The organism is Amycolatopsis kentuckyensis, assembly GCF_041679295.1.
Lineage (GTDB): Bacteria > Actinomycetota > Actinomycetes > Mycobacteriales > Pseudonocardiaceae > Amycolatopsis > Amycolatopsis kentuckyensis_A.
Genome location: NZ_JBGDMD010000009.1, coordinates 297783 through 316934, shown reverse-complemented (window position 1 = coordinate 316934; position 19152 = coordinate 297783). Strand labels below are relative to the sequence as shown.

At 69.6% G+C, this 19152-nt stretch carries 21 protein-coding genes; 16 read left to right on the top strand and 5 right to left on the bottom strand.

What is annotated here, in order from left to right:
• Positions 1-48 precede the first annotated feature (48 nt).
• Entirely contained in the window at positions 49-648 is a 600-nt protein-coding gene (locus ACERZO_RS35740; RefSeq protein WP_372670298.1) for a TetR/AcrR family transcriptional regulator, read from the top strand.
• Entirely contained in the window at positions 645-1613 is a 969-nt protein-coding gene (locus ACERZO_RS35735) for a R2-like ligand-binding oxidase (RefSeq protein WP_372670297.1), read from the top strand. The genes ACERZO_RS35740 and ACERZO_RS35735 overlap by 4 nt, the downstream gene beginning before the upstream one ends.
• A gap of 138 nt (positions 1614-1751) precedes the next feature.
• On the opposite strand, the gene ACERZO_RS35730 is transcribed toward ACERZO_RS35735, so the two are convergent.
• Complete coding sequence (locus tag ACERZO_RS35730) at positions 1752-3410, bottom strand: AMP-binding protein (protein WP_372670296.1); 1659 nt, start codon at positions 3408-3410, stop codon at positions 1752-1754.
• 155 nt (positions 3411-3565) lie between these two features.
• Between ACERZO_RS35730 and ACERZO_RS35725 the strand changes: the two genes are divergently transcribed.
• The 13 genes from ACERZO_RS35725 to ACERZO_RS35665 all read left to right on the top strand — a co-directional run bounded on the left by ACERZO_RS35725 (position 3566) and on the right by ACERZO_RS35665 (position 13714).
• Positions 3566-4075 carry a hypothetical protein gene (locus tag ACERZO_RS35725; protein ID WP_372670295.1) on the top strand — a complete coding sequence of 170 codons (510 nt, stop codon included), beginning with the start codon at positions 3566-3568 and terminating at the stop codon, positions 4073-4075.
• Positions 4076-4102: 27 nt separating this feature from the next.
• Positions 4103-5155 (top strand): hypothetical protein, encoded by a 1053-nt coding sequence (locus ACERZO_RS35720; RefSeq protein ID WP_372670293.1) that lies wholly within the window; start codon positions 4103-4105, stop codon positions 5153-5155.
• Between the two features lie 60 nt (positions 5156-5215).
• A complete protein-coding gene (locus ACERZO_RS35715) occupies positions 5216-6838 on the top strand; it encodes an AAA family ATPase (protein ID WP_372670292.1) in 1623 nt (540 codons plus the stop codon).
• Entirely contained in the window at positions 6835-7050 is a 216-nt protein-coding gene (locus ACERZO_RS35710; protein WP_372670291.1) for a DUF2997 domain-containing protein, read from the top strand. The genes ACERZO_RS35715 and ACERZO_RS35710 overlap by 4 nt, the downstream gene beginning before the upstream one ends.
• Positions 7038-7613 (top strand): 4Fe-4S single cluster domain-containing protein, encoded by a 576-nt coding sequence (locus tag ACERZO_RS35705; protein ID WP_372670290.1) that lies wholly within the window; start codon positions 7038-7040, stop codon positions 7611-7613. The genes ACERZO_RS35710 and ACERZO_RS35705 overlap by 13 nt, the downstream gene beginning before the upstream one ends.
• On the top strand, positions 7610-8047 hold the full coding sequence (locus ACERZO_RS35700) for a hypothetical protein (RefSeq protein WP_372670289.1): 438 nt from the start codon (positions 7610-7612) through the stop codon (positions 8045-8047). Before ACERZO_RS35705 ends, ACERZO_RS35700 begins: the two co-directional genes overlap by 4 nt.
• Positions 8044-9246, top strand: a complete 1203-nt coding sequence (locus ACERZO_RS35695; RefSeq protein ID WP_372670288.1) for a hypothetical protein — start codon at positions 8044-8046, stop codon at positions 9244-9246. The genes ACERZO_RS35700 and ACERZO_RS35695 overlap by 4 nt, the downstream gene beginning before the upstream one ends.
• Positions 9247-9279: 33 nt before the next feature.
• On the top strand, positions 9280-9972 hold the full coding sequence (locus ACERZO_RS35690; RefSeq protein ID WP_372670286.1) for an ESX secretion-associated protein EspG: 693 nt from the start codon (positions 9280-9282) through the stop codon (positions 9970-9972).
• A 47-nt stretch (positions 9973-10019) separates the two neighbouring features.
• Positions 10020-10541 (top strand): hypothetical protein, encoded by a 522-nt coding sequence (locus tag ACERZO_RS35685; protein WP_372670285.1) that lies wholly within the window; start codon positions 10020-10022, stop codon positions 10539-10541.
• On the top strand, positions 10538-11089 hold the full coding sequence (locus tag ACERZO_RS35680) for a DUF3558 family protein (protein WP_372670284.1): 552 nt from the start codon (positions 10538-10540) through the stop codon (positions 11087-11089). The genes ACERZO_RS35685 and ACERZO_RS35680 overlap by 4 nt, the downstream gene beginning before the upstream one ends.
• 14 nt (positions 11090-11103) lie before the next feature.
• Positions 11104-12516 carry a hypothetical protein gene (locus ACERZO_RS35675; protein ID WP_372670283.1) on the top strand — a complete coding sequence of 471 codons (1413 nt, stop codon included), beginning with the start codon at positions 11104-11106 and terminating at the stop codon, positions 12514-12516.
• A gap of 68 nt (positions 12517-12584) precedes the next feature.
• Positions 12585-13340, top strand: a complete 756-nt coding sequence (locus ACERZO_RS35670) for a PhzF family phenazine biosynthesis protein (RefSeq protein ID WP_372670282.1) — start codon at positions 12585-12587, stop codon at positions 13338-13340.
• A complete protein-coding gene (locus ACERZO_RS35665; protein WP_372670281.1) occupies positions 13340-13714 on the top strand; it encodes a YccF domain-containing protein in 375 nt (124 codons plus the stop codon). Before ACERZO_RS35670 ends, ACERZO_RS35665 begins: the two co-directional genes overlap by 1 nt.
• Here ACERZO_RS35665 and ACERZO_RS35660 read toward each other — a convergent pair whose 3' ends face one another.
• Complete coding sequence (locus ACERZO_RS35660; protein ID WP_372670280.1) at positions 13715-14515, bottom strand: metallophosphoesterase; 801 nt, start codon at positions 14513-14515, stop codon at positions 13715-13717. It lies immediately after the preceding gene.
• Positions 14516-14552: 37 nt separating this feature from the next.
• Positions 14553-15347: an HAD-IIA family hydrolase gene (locus ACERZO_RS35655; RefSeq protein ID WP_372670279.1), complete on the bottom strand. Its 795-nt coding sequence runs from the start codon at positions 15345-15347 to the stop codon at positions 14553-14555.
• Positions 15348-15539: 192 nt separating this feature from the next.
• On the opposite strand from ACERZO_RS35655, the gene ACERZO_RS35650 reads away from it, so the two are divergent.
• Positions 15540-17312: a multicopper oxidase family protein gene (locus ACERZO_RS35650; RefSeq protein ID WP_372670278.1), complete on the top strand. Its 1773-nt coding sequence runs from the start codon at positions 15540-15542 to the stop codon at positions 17310-17312.
• A 10-nt stretch (positions 17313-17322) separates the two neighbouring features.
• On the opposite strand, the gene ACERZO_RS35645 is transcribed toward ACERZO_RS35650, so the two are convergent.
• Positions 17323-18390 carry a sulfate/molybdate ABC transporter ATP-binding protein gene (locus tag ACERZO_RS35645; RefSeq protein ID WP_372670277.1) on the bottom strand — a complete coding sequence of 356 codons (1068 nt, stop codon included), beginning with the start codon at positions 18388-18390 and terminating at the stop codon, positions 17323-17325.
• The gene (locus ACERZO_RS35640; RefSeq protein ID WP_372670413.1) at positions 18387-19145 is read right to left on the bottom strand and encodes an ABC transporter permease; all 759 of its coding nucleotides are present in this window, start codon (positions 19143-19145) and stop codon (positions 18387-18389) included. The genes ACERZO_RS35645 and ACERZO_RS35640 overlap by 4 nt, the downstream gene beginning before the upstream one ends.
• Positions 19146-19152: the final 7 nt, after the last annotated feature.

Genomic DNA, 19152 nt, shown 5'->3' with positions numbered 1-19152 from the left:
TTATGTACAGCGTCTTGACAGCAGTCCCATTTGTGTCAAGGTGAGGGTGTGACCAGCTTCACTGACCGGACGAAGGCGTCCCTGCGGGAAGCGCTTCTCGACGCCGCCGCCGACCTGCTGCCGGACCGCGGTAGCGCGGGCCTGCGGATGGCCGATGTCGCGGCAAAAGCGGGCGTGAGCAGGCAGACCGTCTACAACGAGTTCGGCAACAAGGCGGCGCTGACCCAGGCGGTGGCGCTGCGGACCGCGGCGGAGTTCCTCGACGGGATCCGGCAGCGGTTCGAAACGGCGGACGGGCTGCTCGCGGGCATCCACCACGCCGTCGTCTACACGATCGAGCACGCTCGGGAGAACCGCCTGGTCGCGGCGGCGCTCGGCACCGAAGCGGGCGAGGACCTGCTGCCGCTGCTCACGAGCCGGGGCGAGCCGATCCTGACCGCGGCCGCGGACCTCGCCGCCGAGCAGTACCGCGAATTCGAACCGGGGCTCTCGGCCGGAGCCGCCGCCTTGCTCGCGGAGACCGTCGTGCGGCTTTCCCTGTCGCACCTGGTGCTCCCGACACACTCGGCGACGGAGGCGGCCGACGCCGTCACCGCCGTGCTCGAACCCGCCATCCGCCAATTCGTCCACAATGGAGTGACACGATGACCGACACCCTCTCCGAGCTGCGGACCGGCTTCTCCTCGCTGCGCAAGGGCGGGCTGAACTGGGACTCGTTCCCGCTGCGCCTGTTCGTCAAGGGCAACAAGAAGTTCTGGAACCCGGCCGACATCGACTTCAGCCGCGAGCGCGAGGGCTGGGACACGCTCAACGACGAGCAGAAGCGTTCGACGACGTACCTGGTCGCGCAGTTCATCGCCGGCGAAGAGGCCGTCACCGAGGACATCCAGCCGTTCATGCGGGCGATGTCGGCGACCGGCCGGTTCGGCGACGAGATGTACCTGACGCAGTTCTGCTTCGAGGAAGCCAAGCACACGGAAGTGTTCCGGCGCTGGATGGACGCGGTCGGGCTGACCGAGGACCTCCACCCGTACGTCGCCGAGAACCCGCACTACCGCAAGCTGTTCTACGAAGAACTACCCCAGTCGCTGCGGGCGCTGGAGGACGATCCCAGCCCGCTCAACCAGATCCGTGCGAGCGTGACGTACAACCACGTCATCGAGGGCAGCCTCGCGCTGACGGGGTACTACTCGTGGCAGCTGATCTGCACCCAGCACGACATCCTGCCGGGCATGCAGGAACTGGTCCGCCGCATCGGCGACGACGAGCGCCGCCACATGGCGTGGGGGACGTTCACGTGCCGCCGCCACGTCGCCGCGGACGACTCGCTGTGGGACGCGGTCCAGCAGCGGATGGGCGAACTGCTGCCGCACGCGCTGAACATGATCCAGTGGGTGCAGGACCAGTTCGAGGAACTGCCGTTCGACAACGACCCGCAGGAGATCATCCAGTACGCGGCCGACCGGGCGCAGCGGCGCCTGGGCGCGATCGAGTCGGCGCGCGGGATGCCGGTGGCGCAGATCGACCTGGACTACTCGCCGGAGCACTTGGAGGACACGTTCGGCGAGGAGGACGCGAAGGCGATCGCGGAGGCCGCCGCGGCGGTCTCCTGAGGACGCTCGCTCGTGAAGGCCGCCCGCAAGCGGCCTTCACGAGCTTTCAGCAGCTCACCAATCCCAGCTGAGGATGATCATCACTCGCCCTCCCTTCGCGAAGTCGCGAAGGGTCCACGCCCGGACGGCCCGCGCGGTTTAGGCGTGCTTGGCCGACGCCGCCTTTTCCAGGCCCAGCAGGCTGATCGACTTCTCGCGCATCTCGACCTTGCGGACCTTGCCCGTCACCGTCATCGGGAACTCCTCGACGACGTGCACGTACCGCGGCACCTTGTAGCGCGCCAGCTTGCCTTCGCAGAACTCGCGCACCTTCTCCGCGGTCAACGGCTCCGCGCCTTCGCGCATCCGGATCCAGGCCATCAGCTCTTCGCCGTACTTCTCGTCCGGGACGCCGATGACCTGCGCGTCGAGGATGTCCGGGTGCGTGTAGAGGAACTCCTCGATCTCGCGCGGGTACAGGTTTTCGCCGCCGCGGATGACCATGTCCTTGATGCGGCCGGTGATGTTGAGGTAGCCGTCGCCGTCCATGATCGCCAGGTCGCCCGTGTGCATCCAGCGCGCCCGGTCGATCGCTTCGGCCGTCTTGTCCGGCTGCTCCCAGTACCCGAGCATCACCGAATACCCGCGCGTGCACAGCTCGCCCGGCTCGCCGCGCGGCACCGTCAGGCCGGTCTCCGGGTCGACGACCTTGACCTCCAGGTGCGGCCCGACCCGCCCGACGGTCGACACGCGGCGCTCGATCGAGTCGTCCGCGCGGGTCTGCGTCGACACCGGCGACGTCTCGGTCATGCCGTAGCAGATCGACACCTCACCCATGCCCATCCGGTCGATGACCTGCTTCATCACCTCGACCGGGCACGGCGAGCCGGCCATGATGCCGGTGCGCAGCGACGACAGGTCGAAGCTCGCGAAGTCGGGGTGGTTCAGCTCGGCGATGAACATCGTCGGCACGCCGTAGAGCGACGTGCACTGCTCGGCCGACACCGCTTCGAGCGTCGCTTTCGGGTCGAACGCCGGCGCCGGGATGACCATGCACGAGCCGTGGCTGGTGCACGCGAGGTTGCCCATCACCATGCCGAAGCAGTGGTAGAAGGGCACCGGGATGCAGACCTTGTCGAACTCCGTGTAGCCGCAGAGCTCGCCGACGAAGTAGCCGTTGTTCAGGATGTTGTGGTGGGACAACGTGGCGCCCTTGGGGAAGCCGGTGGTCCCGGAGGTGTACTGGATGTTGATCGGGTCGTCGGCCGAGAGGGCGGCCTGCTTTTCGGCGAGCGTCGCCGGGTCGCCCTGCCAGCCGGCGTCCATCAGCGCCTGCCAGCTTTCGGTGCCCAGGATGACGACGTGGTCGAGCGCGGCGCACTTCTCGCGCACCTCGTCGACCATCGCCGGGTAGTCGGACGTCTTGAACTTGTCGGAGGCGACGAGCAGCCGGATGCCGGCCTGGTTGAGCACGTACTCGAGCTCGTGCGACCGGTAGGCGGGGTTGATGTTGACGAGGATGGCGCCGATCTTGGCCGTGGCGTACTGCAGGAAGGTCCACTCGGCCCGGTTCGGCGACCAGATCCCGACCCGGTCCCCCTTGCCGATGCCCTGCGCGACCAGGCCGAGGGCCAGGGCGTTCACCTCGGCGGCCAGTTCCCGGTAGGTCCACCGGCGGCCGGCGGTCCGGTCGACGAGGGCATCCCGCTCCCCGAACGCGGCCACCGTCCGGTCGAAGTTGTCCCCGATGGTGTCCCCGAGCAGCGGGACCTCGGAGATTCCCGAGGCGTAGCTCGGCAGGGCGGGCGCGTCAGGCATGGTGCCTCCTGAAGTCGGCGGTGACCAGCAGAGTCTAGGAAGCCGGGCACCGGACAGCCAGCTGCGCACCGAGATCCCGCGTGCCCGTAACGAAGTCCGGAACGGCCGCGACCTCCTCACCGCACTGTGCCGATACCCGAGATGGGCGGAAATCCTTGAGCAGGGAACTAGTCGGTTTCGAGAACGGCCGGATCGTGTTCGGGCAGGCGGTTTCCCACCTGGCCGAGGCGCTGAACCCACTGGGGGCGGCCGCCCGCATCTTCGCCGAGTCGTGCGCCTGCGCCGTCGAAATGCGCGAGCTCAACGTCGAAGGTCGCCGGATCGACGCGGCCAAGGTCGAGCGGCTCACCGCGCTGGCTGATCGGCGCGTCGCCGTCGGCGAGTCGTTGAAGAGCATGCACGACCGGGTCGGTCACGCCGAGCTCAACGCGAAGGACCTCCGGAAGAACATGGGCGAAATGCAGCTGCACCTGGTGAAGCCCGGCGTTTCACTCGCGGAGAAGCAGCTGTACCTGGAAGCGTTGAGGTTCCTCACCGAAAACCTGGTCAACCAGCATTCGGTGCACGGCGACGAACTCGTCCGCCACGTCGATTCGGTGCTCGGCCGCGCCCCCACGCCGACGGCGCTGCCCACCGGCACCAGGCCTCGCCGGCGGCGGCGATGACGTCGTCCGGTCTCGGAGCCTGACCTGATGCCGGCACGCAGATCCGGTGGCACCGGGTGCGGCTGCCTGCTGTTCGCCCTCTTCGGGCTCCCCTTCGCCGGCGGGCTGCTCGGCGCCGTCTGCCTGGCGCTGGCGGCGCCCGCGGTGGTGGGCTACCTCCTGCTCAACGAGCCCGCCCAGTTCGCCCAGAGCCGGACCCAGTGGCTGGTCGCCCTGGCCATGGCGCCGCTCGTGGCGTTCGTGCTGAGCGTCCGGGCCGGCACACCGCTCACCCGGAGGGGGCGCCGGCTCGCCCCGGCATCGGCGGGCAAGCGTGGACCGGTCGTCCGGAGGGGGCTGCTCCGCAGCGTGTTCCTCCTGCTCGTCACCAACACGACCGCGGCCGCGCTGCTGCTCGCGGGCAACACCGCGCACGGCCCCCGGGCGGCCGAGCAGACCTTCACCGTCGTGGGTGGCACCGGCGCGGCCGCGGTGGTCGTCGTCCTGCTGTACCGCCTGTGGGACCGGTGGTTCCCACCCGGTGCGCGGCCGAGGGCGGTCACCGTCGAATCGGTGCGCGCGGCCACCGTCCGGGCGGACCGGGCCGTCCGGCAGGTACGGGCGCAGAACGAGCAGGTCTCCCGGCTCGGCCGGGAGATCGACGCCCGGCTTCGCCAGGCCCGTTCGGAAGTCGACTTCGTGGCGTTGCGTGACCTGCACTTCGCGTCGTTCGGGTGCGCGGACGGCGCGTACCGGCACTACCGCTCCTCGGGCGACTCGCTGCGGGCGATGTCGCGAATGCTCGCCGACGTCCGGGTCACCATCGCGCTGCGCCTGCGCGCGAAGAACGCCAACGGCCGGCGGCAACGGCCGGACCGCCAGGCGCTCGACGCCGCAGCCGGGACCCTCGCGCGGTCCCGGAGCCTCCTGGCCGCCGAGGTCGACCGCGGGCTCACCCTGGTCCGCGACCTCAACACCAACACCGCCACCCTGAAGCACCTGATCCGGGACAACTGCGGTCAGCGTGGCCGTCAGTGGTACGACTCCCTGCAGGAACGCGTCCGGGCGCACCGCCGTGAAGAGCGAAGTGCGGCTCGGTGATCTCCCCGCTCCCCGATCGGAGCGCTGGTAAGGTCCGGACGGACTTCGAGGGGGCGATCGATGGCCGGCCAGGGGTTTCGCGATGAGCTGACCCAATTGCTGCAGGCGCGCTACCCGCTGCTGGTCGTCGAGACGCACGAAGAGCAGCGGGTGCTGCGGGAGATCCGCGCCGTCGCCGAAGACCAGCAGCGGCTTCGCACGCCGCGGCGGGTCTACGTCTGGTCCTCCACCAGCGGGCTCGCCCCCGCCGGGGGGCCGCCCATCAGCGAGACCCGCAGTGCCGCCGCCGCGCTCGAACGGATCTACGGCTGGGGTGAGCCCGCCGTCTTCGTCTTCGCCGATCTGCACCCGTCGCTCGTCTCCGAAGGTGGGCACCGGCCCGATCCCGACGTCGTCCGGCGGCTGCGGGAGCTCGCCGCCGCGTTCAAGACGCGGCCCGTACCACTGAGTCTCATCCTCGTGTCGCCGTCGCTGCCCGTGCCGCCGGAGCTGGAGCACGACGCCAGCGTCGTCGACTTCCCGCTGCCCGACCAGCGCCAGATCGGCGAACTGCTGGACGGCATGGTCGCCGCGCACCGGCAGAACGTCCGGATCAGCATCGACCGCGACGACCGGGACATGATCGTCGCCGCCGCGCGCGGCCTCACGCTGCCCGAAGCCGAAAACGCGTTCGCTCGGGCGCTCGTCGAAGGCGGCGGCCTCGACCCCAGCGACCTCGAGCTGATCCTCGCCGAGAAGCGCCAGGCCGTCCGCCGGTCCGGGATGCTCGACATCGTGCCCGCGGAGACGAGCTTCGACGCCGTCGGCGGCCTCGACCGGCTCAAGCGGTGGCTGACCAAGCGCACCGGCACCTGGACACCCGCCGCGTCGGCGTACAACCTCGCCGCGCCGAAGGGACTGCTGCTCACCGGCGTCCCCGGCTGCGGCAAGAGCCTGTCCGCGGTGTGCGTCGCGAACATGTGGCGGCTGCCGCTGCTGCGCCTCGACCTGGGCCGCGTCTTCGCCGGCCTGGTCGGCTCCAGCGAGAAGAACATCCGCACGGTCATCCGCACCGCGGAGGGCATCGCGCCGTGCGTGCTGTGGGTCGACGAGATCGAGAAGGGCCTGGCCGGCGCGGGCGGCGGTGGCGACGGCGGCACCGCGCGGCGCGTCTTCGGCACGTTCCTCTCGTGGATGCAGGAGAAGTCGGCGCCGGTGTTCGTGATGGCCACCGCGAACCAGGTCGACTCGCTGCCGCCGGAGTTCCTCCGCAAGGGCCGGTTCGACGAGATCTTCTTCGTCGACCTGCCTTCCGGTCCCGAGCGCGCCGCGATCTGGCGGATCCACCTGCGCAAGCGCGTCACCGACACGTTCGTGGCGAGCGAACTGCGCCTCGACGACGCGCTGTTCGCCGAGCTCGCCGACGTCAGCGCGGGCTACAGCGGCGCCGAGATCGAGCAGGCTGTGCTGGCCGGCCTGGTCGACGCGTTCGCCGAGAAGCGGCCCTTGCGCCGCGACGACCTCGTGCGCGCGGTGAAGTCGACCGTGCCGCTGTCGGTCACCCAGGCCGACGAAATCCTGGCCATCCGGAACTGGGCGGAGACCCGGGCCGTCGCAGCGACGGACACTTCCGACGACGTCACCGAGGCGCCCGTCGCACCACCGCGGCCGGAGTCCCCGAGGGGAAGGACGATCGACGTATGACGCACCGCGTGACCGTCACCATCGGCAAGGACGGCTCGATCAGCGCCGAAACGCACGGCGTGACCGGGTCCAAGTGCCTCGACTACATCCCGCTGCTCGAGGACCTGCTCGGCGCGGAGACCGTGACGTCGGAGTTCACCGAGGACTACCGGCGCACGTCGGCTTCCGTCGAGAACACGGCGTCGCAGCAGCAGTCGCAATGGAACTCCTGAACCTCCACCGGATCGTCGACGTCACCGCGGCCGAAGGGCCGGGCCTGCGGTGCGCGGTGTGGACGCAGGGGTGCTCGGTGCGCTGCCCCGGCTGCTTCAACCCGCAGACGTGGACGACCCGCGGCGGCACTCTTCTGCCCTGGCAGGACCTGGTGTCGCGCGTTCTGGACATCAAGGGCATCGAAGGCGTCACGCTGCTGGGCGGCGAACCGTTCGACCAGCCGGGGCCGCTGGGGCTCTTCGCTTCCGCGGTCCGTTCCGAGGGCCTGTCGGTGATGACGTTCACCGGGCACGTCTTGGAGGACCTGCCGCCGTCTCAGCTGCTGGATTCGACGGATCTGCTGGTGGACGGGCCTTTCCTGGCCGACAAGCCGGAGACCTCGCGCCCGTGGGTCGGCTCGGTGAACCAGCGGTTCCACTTCCTCACCGACCGCTACGACGAGTCGATCTTCACGACCCCGAACCGCCTGGAACTGACGATCTCGCCCGAAGGCGCGATCGAGCTGAACGGCTTCGCCACCACCGAAGTGCTCGAAGCGCTGCTCGAAAGGGAGCCCCGATGAGTGTCACGCTCAAGCTGCGCAGCGAGGCGCTGGCCCAGCTCAACGCCGCGACGATCGCGGCGCACCTGCAGGCCGGCGTGGTCACCGTGCGGACGCGGATGCGCCACCGCGACCTCCTCGCTCGCGCGCTCACCGGGCTGCGGGCGCAGGTGACGGATGACGGCAACTCCGTCGTCGCCGCTTGGGAGGGGCGCCGGATCACGTTCGGCTACGGCGCCGAGGGCGTTCAGATGGCGCACGTCGACGGGCCCGGCCTGGCCGAAGCCGAGGCCCAGCGGCTGGTGCTGTCGGTCGACGAAGCGTATGCGGCGGAGGTGCAGCGCTCGGTGCTCGCGCGGTTGAAGGAGCGCGCGGCGCGGTCCGGCATGGTCATCGAGTCCGAGCGCGTCAACGCCGACCAGTCGATCAGCGTCACCCTGGCCGCCACGTCGTGACCGAGGTCAGGGTCGGGCTGATCGAGTTCGGCAAGGCGCTCAACGACTCGGTCGCCCTCCCCGGCCTCGGGGAGCTGCCCGGCGGGCAGGTGAGCATCGGGCGCGCCGTCCGCGGCGCCCGCGCGCGGCTGCTGCGCGGCGACCGGATCCTGGCGGACAACCTGCGCCTCGGGATCATGGTGCGGAAGAAGTTCTTCTCCAGCGACGTCGAGCCGGTGACCGACGCGGGGTTCCTCAAGGACGTCTTCGTCGCGGTCGGCCGTAGCGACCTCGGGAGCGGCGACTCGCTGGAGCTGTACACCGACGCCACCGTCGGCCCGGATCTGAGTCAGCCGGAAGGCGTTGCCCAGGTCGTCGCGCCGGCCTACGACCAGCTGACCGGCTTCCACGTCCAGGTGGCCGTCCGCGACGGCGTCCTGCGGTTCGGTTCGCTGGTCTCGCTGTCCCGGGGCGGCCAGCCGATGCGGGTGCTCGGGGTGTTCGGCCCCGGACCGGTTTCGGAGCTGCAGGCCGGGCAGCAGGGCACGGTGCTGCTGGGCTTCCAGTGCGACGTGCCGCCGATGGCCGGCGACGGGCTGACCGCGTTCCAGGAGCCGTCGCACGACCACTTGGAGCGGCGCGAGGGCGTCGCCGTCGTGCACGGGCTGAACGACCTGGGCAACGGGTCGGTGGTGGCGGCGGTCGAGGTTCCGGAGGGGCGCGGGTCGCTGTTCACCGTCGGCACGCGGGCGCGGGTGCTGCGGCCGATGGGGACGACGTTCAACGAGCGGAGCACGGTCGTGGCGTCGGACCTGCGGATCCTGTCGCTGGCGCGGGGCGGGGTCGCGGTGCGGACGAACGGCGGCGTCCGGACGTTCACGGTCGGGTTGGCGTTCCGGGACCTGCGACAGAACGACACGATCGAGGCTTACGTGCCCGCTGATGCCGTCGCGCTGGCGCCTCCGCCGTTGCCTGCGCCGGTGGCGGTGTCGTTGGTGGACGTCAATTCGGCTTCCGGGCCGGAGCTGGCGCGGGTGCTGACCCCGGAGCAGGTGACCAAGGCGCTGGAGCTGCGTCAGCGGCAGGGCGGGTTCCCGGACGTGGAGGCGTTCGGCGTCGCGGTCGGGTTGCAGCCGCACGAAATCGTCCGCTTGCGCAAACAGGCGACGGCCGGCCGGGTGACGTTCCGCGAGACGGGCGTGCGGCAGCTCGACATCTGAGCGCGCGGTGGCCGTTCCGCTACGCTCGGGGACGTGCCGGAGGAATTCTCACTGGGCCTGGCTGAGGTCGACACGGCGGTCCGGCGTACCGGCCTTCCGGCGAACTGGCACCCGTTCGAAATCCGCAGCCCGGGGCGGACCCTGCTCGAAAACGAGCGCATCGCGGCGGCGTCGTGGGAGTCGATGCGGGCGCGCGGCCTGGCGGGTCCGGACAAGCTGGACATCGAGGTCGAGCAGACGCTGCGGGCGTGGACCCAGCCGGACGTGCTGATCATCGTCCGCGCGGCGGAGGAGGGCCGCCAGGTGTTCTACCGCGCGGCGATCGGGCACGGGCTGGGGGTGTTCTCGGAGCTGGCGGGCGAGCAGATCGTGTTCGCCCAGACCCGCCCGGACCGGCTGGTCGACCTGGTGGTCGGCATGCTCCCGGCGTACCGCCCGGTCCCGTTGGCCGAGCTGACGTTCATCGAGCCGGGCACCCGCCGCGACGCCGACGCGGCGACGGAGTTCTCGGCATGGCCGTTGCACCGGTACGGGACGTTCGAGCTGTCGGTCCGGTTTTCCGGGGCGTTGAAGCCGGTCGGGACGGTGACGTTCGTCGACAACGAGGGCGGCCGGTTCCTGATGTTCAGCGAGTCGCTACCGGGCAATGAGACGCGGGTGACGTTCACCCCATCGGATGGTTCTCACCTGCGGACGTGGCTGCTGGAGCGTGGCCGGAACCACTGACGCGGCCGGTTCGTCACTAGTACAGTGCGAGAGGGCCACGCAGTGTGGTGGACGACGGCTGGGAGGGCGTCATGGGCGGATCGCAGTTCGGCGCACCGGGGTCGTTCACACCCCCACCGGCGGCCGGTGATGCCGGGTCGAACTTTCTCTCGGGGCTGCTCACCGGGCCCGTCGATACAGCAGCCGCGGAGAAGGTGAGCACCGGTGGCAGTCACCTGAAATCACTCGCGGAAAGCGGCCAGTTCGCGGTGAACGAAGAGGGGTTCCAGGCCTACATCAAGGCCTGCGACTTCTTCTTGGACGGCTTCACCACACTACTCATCAACGTCAATACACTGGCGAATCCGGCTCAGATGGGTGGTAGCGACTACGCCAAGGCTGTCGCCAGCTTCAACGTGCAGGTCGCCAACGGCGACCCGGAGTCGCTGATACCCAACCTCGAAAAGATGCGAGACGGTATCGAGCAAGCTCGCGAGGCGATGGTGATCGCGCGCAAGAACTACCGCGAGACCGAGGACGCCCACAGCATGACTTTTGCCAAGTTGAACGAAGGGCTGCAGGAGAAGTGATCGCACGACGCGTTCAGGCCGCGATCGCCGCTCTGGTCCTCGGGCTTGGCTCCGCCGCTTGCACAAGTGCAGTCGGCGGACAAGCCACTCCGAGTTCGCAGACTTCCGCTACGACCAGCACGCCGGCTGATTCGAACGATCCCTTCGCAGGCCTGAGCCCCTGCACAATCCTGGATCAAGCCCTTACCGGGGAGGGCTTTCCCCAGGCAGTGCCGACCGTTGCGTCCCCTGAGCACAGCTGCCACTCCTTCAAGCCCACGTCTGGCGACACACCCGGCATGGACATCGGACTGGTCCTTCAAGCCGGCGGGAACTACCGGGACAACGTGAACAATCCCAGCAAAGCCAGCGAAGGAAAGGTGAACGACCGCCCGGCGATCGAGGAGCAGGAACCCCTGCAGGCCAAGGGGCAATGTTCCATCCGATTCAAAGTACGGGATTCACGAGCCCTGATGTCGCTCGCCTTCGGATCGGATACTGCCGCCGCCTGCAAGAAGATCGAAAGCCTCGCTCCGAAAGTCGAGCCTCTGCTGCCGAAGAACAACTGATACGGAGTCCAGCCATGAGTCAGCCACACCGGGCGCAGCACCGCCAGTCCGAGGGTGACTACTACGCGGCCACCGAACAGAAGCTCCAAGGCCACGGCGCCGACGCACAGGGGATCACCCAGAAAGCGGCGTCGGACTATTCGGTCGCCCAGGGAAAGCTCTTGCAGGAAGGGCAAACCCTGCGCGCAGGGGCTCCGGCGCCTGAGGAGAACTACGCGAACCAGCCGCACGAAGTGCTGTACGACATGGTCCACAAGAATCTCAACCTCGAGGACCTGAACGACCGCAGCAGGGTGGCGAACGTCTACGGCAACTGGCTCGCCGACGCCTCCAACCAGTTCCGCGATGCCGCCACCGCCGCTGGGGGCTCATGGCAAGGGCCGGCCGCGGACCAGGCGAACACGTTTTTCCAGAGCACAGCCGGGCACACCGAACAAACCGGTAATGCCATGCAGCTCGCCTCAAACCACTATTCCCAGCAGTCCGCAGCTGCCCACTACGCCAAGACCAACATGCCCGAGCCCACCGGCTTCAATCAGCAAGCCGAGCTCGACAAGGCCAAACAGCAGTACAACTCCGGCAACCTCATCGGCATGAGCAGCACCATGGCCGGCATCCAGGCCAAGCAGCAACAAGCCGACGCCGCTCACCAACAAGCCGTTCAAGTCCTGCAAAACCTCGACGGTACCTACCACGAAACCGCCAGCTCCCAACCCACCTACGCACCGCCACCCCAGCTCGGCGGCGGTAACGACTCCACCTCCGTCTCCGGGTTCCACGGCACCAGCAGCACCGGCTTCACCGGCACCCCCACCATCGGAGGCGGCACCACGGGCACCGGCGGTACCAGCGGCACCTTCGTCCCCGGCGGCGGCACCACCCCACCCGGCGTGACCCCACCCGGCACCACGCCGCCGCCGAACTTCGTGCAGCCTGGAGTCACCAGTGGTACCGGCAACAACTTCACCGGCGGCAACACGAACTTCCGCGGCACACCCGCTCCCAGCTCTTTCCCGCGCATGACTCCCGACGGCCTCGCCATGCCCGGCACCACCGCGGGCAGCACCAACGCAGGCGGAGACACCGTCCGCGGCAAGTCCGGCGCCGGGCGCGCCGGGAGTGGGTTTGCCGGCTCGCGCGTCTCCGGTGGGGGCTACACCGGTACCCCGAAAGAAGCAGCCGAAGGCGGCAAGACCGGGGGTGGGAAAGCCACCGGCGAACGGCTCGAGCGCGGCGCCACCGCCGCCGCGGCCGCCAAGGGCAAGGGCTCAGGCGCAAATGCCGGGGCCGCGGGTGCCGCCGGGAAGAAGAAAGAAGACGACAAGGACCACAAGAACAAGTACGCCGTCGAGGAGGATGTCTTCGACCTCAAGCCCGAACGCGGGCCCGATGGCGAAAAGATCGTCAAGCCCACCATCGGGGAGTAGTAAGGGTCAACCCCGGAATCTCCCTGAGAAATGATCAACACCCCGAAGCCGCGGGCTACATTGGGAGCATGCGCTTCTTCGTCGTCGACGCCTTCACCGACCGGGCCTTCGCCGGGAACTCCGCCGGGGTCGTCCTGCTCGACGAGCCTGCCGATCCCGGCTGGATGCAGGCCGTCGCCACCGAAATGAAGCACGCCGAGACCGCCTTCGTCGTCACCACGCAAGAAGGCCCCAAATCACTCCGGTGGTTCACCCCCGCGGTCGAGGTCGCGCTCTGCGGGCACGCCACCGTCGCCGCCACCCACGTTCTCGGCGGCGAACAGACCTACACCACGAAGAGCGGCGAGCTGCGTGCCAAAGCACAAGACGGCTGGGTCGAACTGGACTTCCCCTCCGACCCGCCGACCCCGACCGACGACGACCTCTCCGAAATCCTTCCCGGCATCGAGATCGAGTACGTCGGACGCGGCGTCGAAAACCTCTTCGCGGTCCTCAAGGACGCCGAAACGGTCAAGAACCTCGAACCCGACCTCGCCAAGCTCAAGCACACCTGGACCGGCCGTCTGCTGGTGACCGCACGAGGTGACAAAACAGACTACGTCAGCCGCTTCTTCGCGCCGGGCGTCGGCATCGACGAAGACCCCGTCACCGGCTCGGCGCACTGCATCCTGTCGCCCTACTGGTCCGGGAAGCTCCAGAAAACCGAGCTCACCGGCCACCAGATTTCGCAACGCGGCGGCATCGTCCGGACCCGCCAGGACGGCGACCGCGTCCACCTCGCCGGCCAGGCCGTCACCATCGTGAGTGGGGAGCTGCACGTCTGATGCGCACGCTGCTGAACATCATCTGGCTCGTCCTGTGCGGCTTCTGGATGGCCCTCGGCTACCTGCTCGCCGGCGTCGTCTGCTGCATCCTGATCATCACCATCCCGTTCGGGCTGGCGTCGTTCCGGATCGCGAACTACGCGCTCTGGCCGTTCGGCCGCACGGTCGTCGACCGCCGTGACGCCGGCGCCGCGTCCTTCATCGGCAACGTCATCTGGTTCATCTTCGCCGGGCTCTGGCTGGCCATCGGGCACATCTTCACCGGCATCGCCCTGTGCATCACGATCATCGGCATCCCGCTGGGCGTGGCGAACTTCAAGATGATCCCGGTGTCCCTCATGCCGCTCGGCAAGGAGATCGTCGAGATCCCCTGATCACGACTCCGGCTCGTACGGCAGCTGCACCACCAGGCACGGCCCGCCGACGAACAGCCCGCCGTCGACGCCCAGCGCCTTGCCGCCCGCGTACAGGAACGGTCCCTCGATCTGCGTCGGGTGGATGCCCAGCTGGTCGGCGATGACGCTGTGGCCGTGCACGATCCGGGTCCCGCCGAGGGCGTCCATCAGCTTCTGGGCGTTCTCCTCGCCGTCCGGGCCGCGGAACGCGTACCGCGTCGTCATCCGGCGCCAGACGTCCCACCACGCTTCGATGTCCGAACCGGCGAGGATGTCGGCCGCCGCCTCGTTGATCTCCGGGACCGTGGACCCCCAGTCCAGGTACTCCAGCGTGTCCGAGTGCAGGAGCAGGTGGTCGGCCGCCAGCGCTGCCAGCGGCCGCTGCGAAAGCCACTCGATGTGCTCCGGGGTCAGCCGGTCCTGGTCCGACAGCAGGCCCCCGTTGATCTCCCAGCTGCGGGCGAAGCTGCGTGGCCCGAAGTCGGACGGCACCGGCTCGTCGCCGAAGTGGTACATCCCCAGCGCCAGGATCTCGTGGTTGCCCAGCAGCGTCTGGACCTGGCCGCCCGCCTCGGCCGCCTGCTCCTCGAGCCGCATGACCAGGTCGATCGCGCCGACGCCGTCCGGGCCGCGGTCGACGAAGTCCCCCAGGAACCACAGCTGGTCCTCGCCGCCCGACCAGTTGCCCTCGTCGTCCACCAACCCCTCGGCGCGCAGTGCGTCGACCAGCTCGTCGCGGTGGCCGTGCACGTCGCCGACAACGTACGTGGAGTTGCTCATCCGGTGACGATAAGCCCTTCGCCTGCCCGGCCGGTGGTCAGCCTTCGCCGAACGGGTCCAGGGTCCGCCCGATCAGGTCAGCGACCGAGTCGATCACCAGTGTGGGCCGATACGGATAGCGTTCGGCCGACTCCCGGGTGGATATGCCGGTGAGCACCAGGATCGTCTGCAGACCGGCCTCGATGCCCGAGTGCACGTCGGTGTCCATCCGGTCGCCGATCATCAGCGTCGACTCCGAATGCGCACCCAATCGGCGCAACGCCGAGCGCATCATCAGCGGGTTCGGCTTGCCGACGTAGTACGGCGAGCGGCCGGTGGCCTTCTCGATCAGCGCCGCGACGGACCCGGTGGCCGGCATCGAACCCTCGACGCTCGGGCCGGTCGCGTCCGGGTTGGTCGCGATGAACTTCGCGCCGCCCTCGATCAGCCGGATCGCGCGCGTGATGGCGCTGAAGCTGTACGTGCGGGTCTCGCCGAGCACGACGTAGTCCGGGTCGCGCTCGGTCAGGACGTACCCGACCTCGTGCAGCGCCGTCGTGAGGCCCGCTTCGCCGATGACGTACGCCGAGCCGTTCGGCCGCTGCGACGAGAGGAACTTCGCCGTCGCCAGCGCCGACGTCCAGATCGACTCCTCCGGGATGTCGAGCCCGGTGCGCTCCAGCCGGGCCCGCAGGTCGCGCGGGGTGTAGATCGAGTTGTTGGTCAGCACCAGGAAGTCGATGCCGTTCGACTTCAGCTCGGCGAGGAACTCGTCGGCCCCGGGGACGAGGTGCTCCTCCTTGACCAGGACGCCGTCCATGTCGGAGAGGTACGTCCACCGGCGATCGTTCATGCGCGGAACCTATCACGCGCGCGAGACACCTGCGGTCTGCCGCGAAAAGGGTTACAGTGGGAATTGCCGGTACCGCGAGGGGAGTCGCGTTCCCGGCCACCGAGGGGGTTCGGGGGAATACTTTTCGACGTCGCCGGCGCGGGTCGCCGTGGCGCAATTCTTCCTGCCCCCGAACGCGAAGGGGGAGAACAAATGACCGAAATCATCGAACGCCCGGCCGCGGCCACGCCGATCACCGGGCCGAACTGGGGACTCACCAAGTTCCTCGACCCACTGCCGATTCCGCCCGTGTTCCGGGCCCGCAGCCGGGAATTGATCACCATTCCGATGGTGACCAAGCGCCAGCGGCTGCACTCGCAATTGCCGGAAAGTACGTTGTGGACGTACGCGGGCCATTTCCCGGGTCCGACGATCGAAGTGCGCAGCGGCAAGCAGCTGCGGATTTCGTGGTCGAACGAAATCGACGGGGAGTTCCCGCTGGTGGCCGTTCAGGGGCCGGTGACGGACGGGCCGACGAGCCGCCCGGGCCGCGAACTGGACCGCCCGGGTTACTCGATCGTCGACGGCGTCGCCGACCTGCCGGCGTGGACCGTCGTCCACCTGCACGGCGCGCGCACCAACGCGGGCAACGACGGCTGGGCGCACAACGCCGGCCTCAAGGGCACGTCGCAGCTGGCCGAGTACCAGAACCGCCAGCCCGCGATGCCGCTCTGGTACCACGACCACGCCATGGCTATCACGCGCTTCAACGTCCACACCGGCCTGGCCGGGATGTACCTGATCCGCGACGACGAAGAGGACGCGCTCGACCTGCCGCACGGCGACCGCGAGATCCCGCTGATCATCACCGACCGCAACCTCGACACCGACCCGGCGACCGGCGCGCTCACCGGGCAGCTGCTGTTCAAGTTCCCGTACGTCCCGAACGGCCCGATGATCCCGTTCTCCGGGCCGTTCAACCTGGTGAACGGCGTGATCTGGCCGCACCTGGACGTCGACGCGAAGTGGTACCGCTTCCGGCTGCTCAACGCGGCCAACTCGCGGTTCTACACGCTGAACCTGGTCGACGAGAACAACAACCCGGTGAACGACGCCGTCCGCCTGATCGGCACCGACGGCGGCCTCCTGCCGGTGCCGGCCGAGCTGCCCCGCAACGGCCTGACCGTCGCCCCGGCCGAACGCTTCGACGTGCTGATCGACTTCAGCCGGTTCAAGGGGCAGAAGCTCAAGCTGCGCAACGCCGACCCGCGGCTCGGCACCATCGAGCCGGACCTCATGGAGTTCCGGGTGGACGGCCGCGCGAAGCACGACTCGTTCACGCTGCCCGAAAAGGTGTCGCCGTCCTACGTGCGGCTGCAGCACGGCACGACGCTGCCGGAGGACCACGACCACGCCTGGATCGCACTGCTGCTCAACTCCGCCGGCCACCCGGAGATGTGGGACCTCGAGCAGGTCGACGCCGACCCGGGCGGCGAGGGCGTCATCCAGGTCCAGGACCCGTCAGGCGGGCTGAAGACGTTCCGGATGGTCGGCCGGCTCTTCGACGACACCACGGGCATCTTCATCGACCACGACCGCTGGGCGGTGTGGAACATCCTGCACGTCGCGAACGGCGGGCCCGCGCACCCGATCCACATCCACCTGACGGAGTTCCAGGCGCTGTTCCGGCGGGCGTTCACGACGACGTTCGACCAGCCGACGGAACGGACGACGGCGCCGATCAGCGGGTTCACCGACGTCCCGCTGGAGAAGTACGAGGAGGGCTGGAAGGACACGATCATCGTGAACCCCGGCCAGTGGGTGAGCGTCGCCGGCCAGTTCGGCGGCGGCACCGGCCAGTTCATGTTCCACTGCCACATCCTCGACCACGAGGACGAAGGCATGATGCGGCCGTTCGTCGTGCACCCGCCGGAGGTGGCGAAGTTCCACGTCCACCCGGGCGGCGGCCACCACCACGAGGGCTGACCCCCGTCGGCTAGGAGGCCGCGGCCGGGTGCACCACCACGGTCGCGGCCTTCACCGACAGCGTCACCGCCGAGCCGGGCTCCAATGCGAGCTCGGCCACGGCGGCCGGGGTCAGGTCGGCGGTCAGCCCGTGCGCCCAGCCGTCGCCCTCGGCGCGCAGGCGGATCACCGGCCCGTGCGGTTCCAGGGCCGCGACGACGGCGTCGGCCGTGTTGCGCGGGCTGCCGCGGTGCTCGCCGTCGTGGGGGTAGACGGCGACGGCGTTCGGCGGGAACACCGCAACCGCGGGCTCCCCCAGCACGACGTCCTCGGCCGGGATCCCGCTCACCACCTCGTCCGACGGCGTCCTCAGGCCGTCGGGAACCGCGGTGCCGGCGACGAGGTTGAGCCCGGCGATCCGCGCGGTGAACGCCGTCCGCGGTGCGGAAAGCACTTCGCGGGTCGGGCCGCGTTCGACGATCCGGCCGCCGTTCATCACCGCGACGTGGTCGGCGAGCGCGAGCGCGTCCAGGGGGTCGTGCGTCACGAGGACGGTCGTCGGCCCGGTCTTGAGCACCCGCCGCAGCAGGCCGCGGATCGCCGGCGCGGCGTCGACGTCCAGCGCCGCGAACGGCTCGTCGAGCAGCAGCAGGTCCGGCTCGGCGGCCAGCGCCCGGGCGATCGCGACGCGCTGGGCCTGGCCGCCGGAGAGCTGCCCGGGCCGCCGGTCCGCGAGCGCGACGGCGTCCACTTCGGCCAGCCAGTAGAAGGCCCGCTCCCGCGCGGCGCGGCGGCCGGCGCCGGTCGAGCGCGGCGAGAACGCGACGTTGTCGGCCGCGGACAGGTGCGGGAAGAGCAGCGCGTCCTGGGACAGCAGGCCGATCCCACGCCGGTGCGGCGCGACGCCGGCCAGCGCGCGCCCGGCCACGGTGATCTCCGCCGACGTCGGCGTGATGAGCCCGGCGAGGCAGCCCAGCACCGTCGACTTGCCCGAGCCGTTCGGGCCGAGCAGCGCCAGCACGGTTCCGGTGGGCACGTCGAGGTCGACGTCCAGCGAGAACGAGCCGCGGACGGCCTCGATCCGGGCGGTCAGGCTCACCGCAGGCCGCCTTCCCACGAGCGCGGCCGCGCGACGGCGATGACCAGGACCGCCACGACGATGAGCAGCAGCGAGAGCGCGACGGCGCTGTCGATGTCCACTTCGGCCTGGGTGTAGACCTCGAGCGGCAGCGTGCGCGTGACGTCTTCGAGGCTGCCGGCGAAGGTGATCGTCGCGCCGAACTCGCCGAGCGCGCGGGCGAAGCTGAGGACGACGCCGGAGCCGAGCGCGGGCAGCAGCAGGGGCAGCGTGACGCGCCGGAAGACGGTCCACGGGCGGGCGCCGAGGGTCGCGGCGACCTGCTCGTAGCGGTCGCCGGCGCCGCGCAGCGCGCCTTCGAGGCTGACCACGAGGAACGGCATCGCGACGAACGTCTGCGCGATGACCACCGCGGTCGTGGTGAACGGCACCGATTCCCCGGTCAACGTCGTGATCAGCATGCCGAGGAAGCCCTTGCGGCCGAGCAGGTAGAGGAGTGCGAGGCCACCGACGACCGGCGGCAGCACCAGCGGCAGCAACACGATCGAGCGCAGCAGCCTGACCCCGCGGAACCGGGCCCGGGCGAGGACGACGGCCAGCGGCACGCCGAGCAGCACGCAGGCCGAAGTGGACAGAGCGGCCGTGATGAGCGACAGCCGCAGCGCGTGCCACGACGACGGCGTGGCGATCAGCGACGGCAGCCGCGTCAGGTCCGAGCGCACCAGCAGCCCGACGACCGGCAGGACGACGAGAGCCAGCGCGAGGGTGGCCGGGATGCCGAGG

What these genes read in the sequence shown, in the direction of transcription:
- ACERZO_RS35660 (WP_372670280.1), bottom strand. Translation starts at nt 14,515, where the DNA reads ATGAGCAACTCCACGTACGTTGTCGGCGACGTGCACGGCCACCGCGAC.
- ACERZO_RS35710 (WP_372670291.1), top strand. Translation starts at nt 6,835, where the DNA reads ATGACGCACCGCGTGACCGTCACCATCGGCAAGGACGGCTCGATCAGC.
- ACERZO_RS35650 (WP_372670278.1), top strand. Translation starts at nt 15,540, where the DNA reads ATGACCGAAATCATCGAACGCCCGGCCGCGGCCACGCCGATCACCGGG.
- ACERZO_RS35730 (WP_372670296.1), bottom strand. Translation starts at nt 3,410, where the DNA reads ATGCCTGACGCGCCCGCCCTGCCGAGCTACGCCTCGGGAATCTCCGAG.
- ACERZO_RS35700 (WP_372670289.1), top strand. Translation starts at nt 7,610, where the DNA reads ATGAGTGTCACGCTCAAGCTGCGCAGCGAGGCGCTGGCCCAGCTCAAC.
- ACERZO_RS35655 (WP_372670279.1), bottom strand. Translation starts at nt 15,347, where the DNA reads ATGAACGATCGCCGGTGGACGTACCTCTCCGACATGGACGGCGTCCTG.
- ACERZO_RS35670 (WP_372670282.1), top strand. Translation starts at nt 12,585, where the DNA reads ATGCGCTTCTTCGTCGTCGACGCCTTCACCGACCGGGCCTTCGCCGGG.
- ACERZO_RS35715 (WP_372670292.1), top strand. Translation starts at nt 5,216, where the DNA reads ATGGCCGGCCAGGGGTTTCGCGATGAGCTGACCCAATTGCTGCAGGCG.
- ACERZO_RS35665 (WP_372670281.1), top strand. Translation starts at nt 13,340, where the DNA reads ATGCGCACGCTGCTGAACATCATCTGGCTCGTCCTGTGCGGCTTCTGG.
- ACERZO_RS35720 (WP_372670293.1), top strand. Translation starts at nt 4,103, where the DNA reads ATGCCGGCACGCAGATCCGGTGGCACCGGGTGCGGCTGCCTGCTGTTC.
- ACERZO_RS35675 (WP_372670283.1), top strand. Translation starts at nt 11,104, where the DNA reads ATGAGTCAGCCACACCGGGCGCAGCACCGCCAGTCCGAGGGTGACTAC.
- ACERZO_RS35735 (WP_372670297.1), top strand. Translation starts at nt 645, where the DNA reads ATGACCGACACCCTCTCCGAGCTGCGGACCGGCTTCTCCTCGCTGCGC.
- ACERZO_RS35705 (WP_372670290.1), top strand. Translation starts at nt 7,038, where the DNA reads ATGGAACTCCTGAACCTCCACCGGATCGTCGACGTCACCGCGGCCGAA.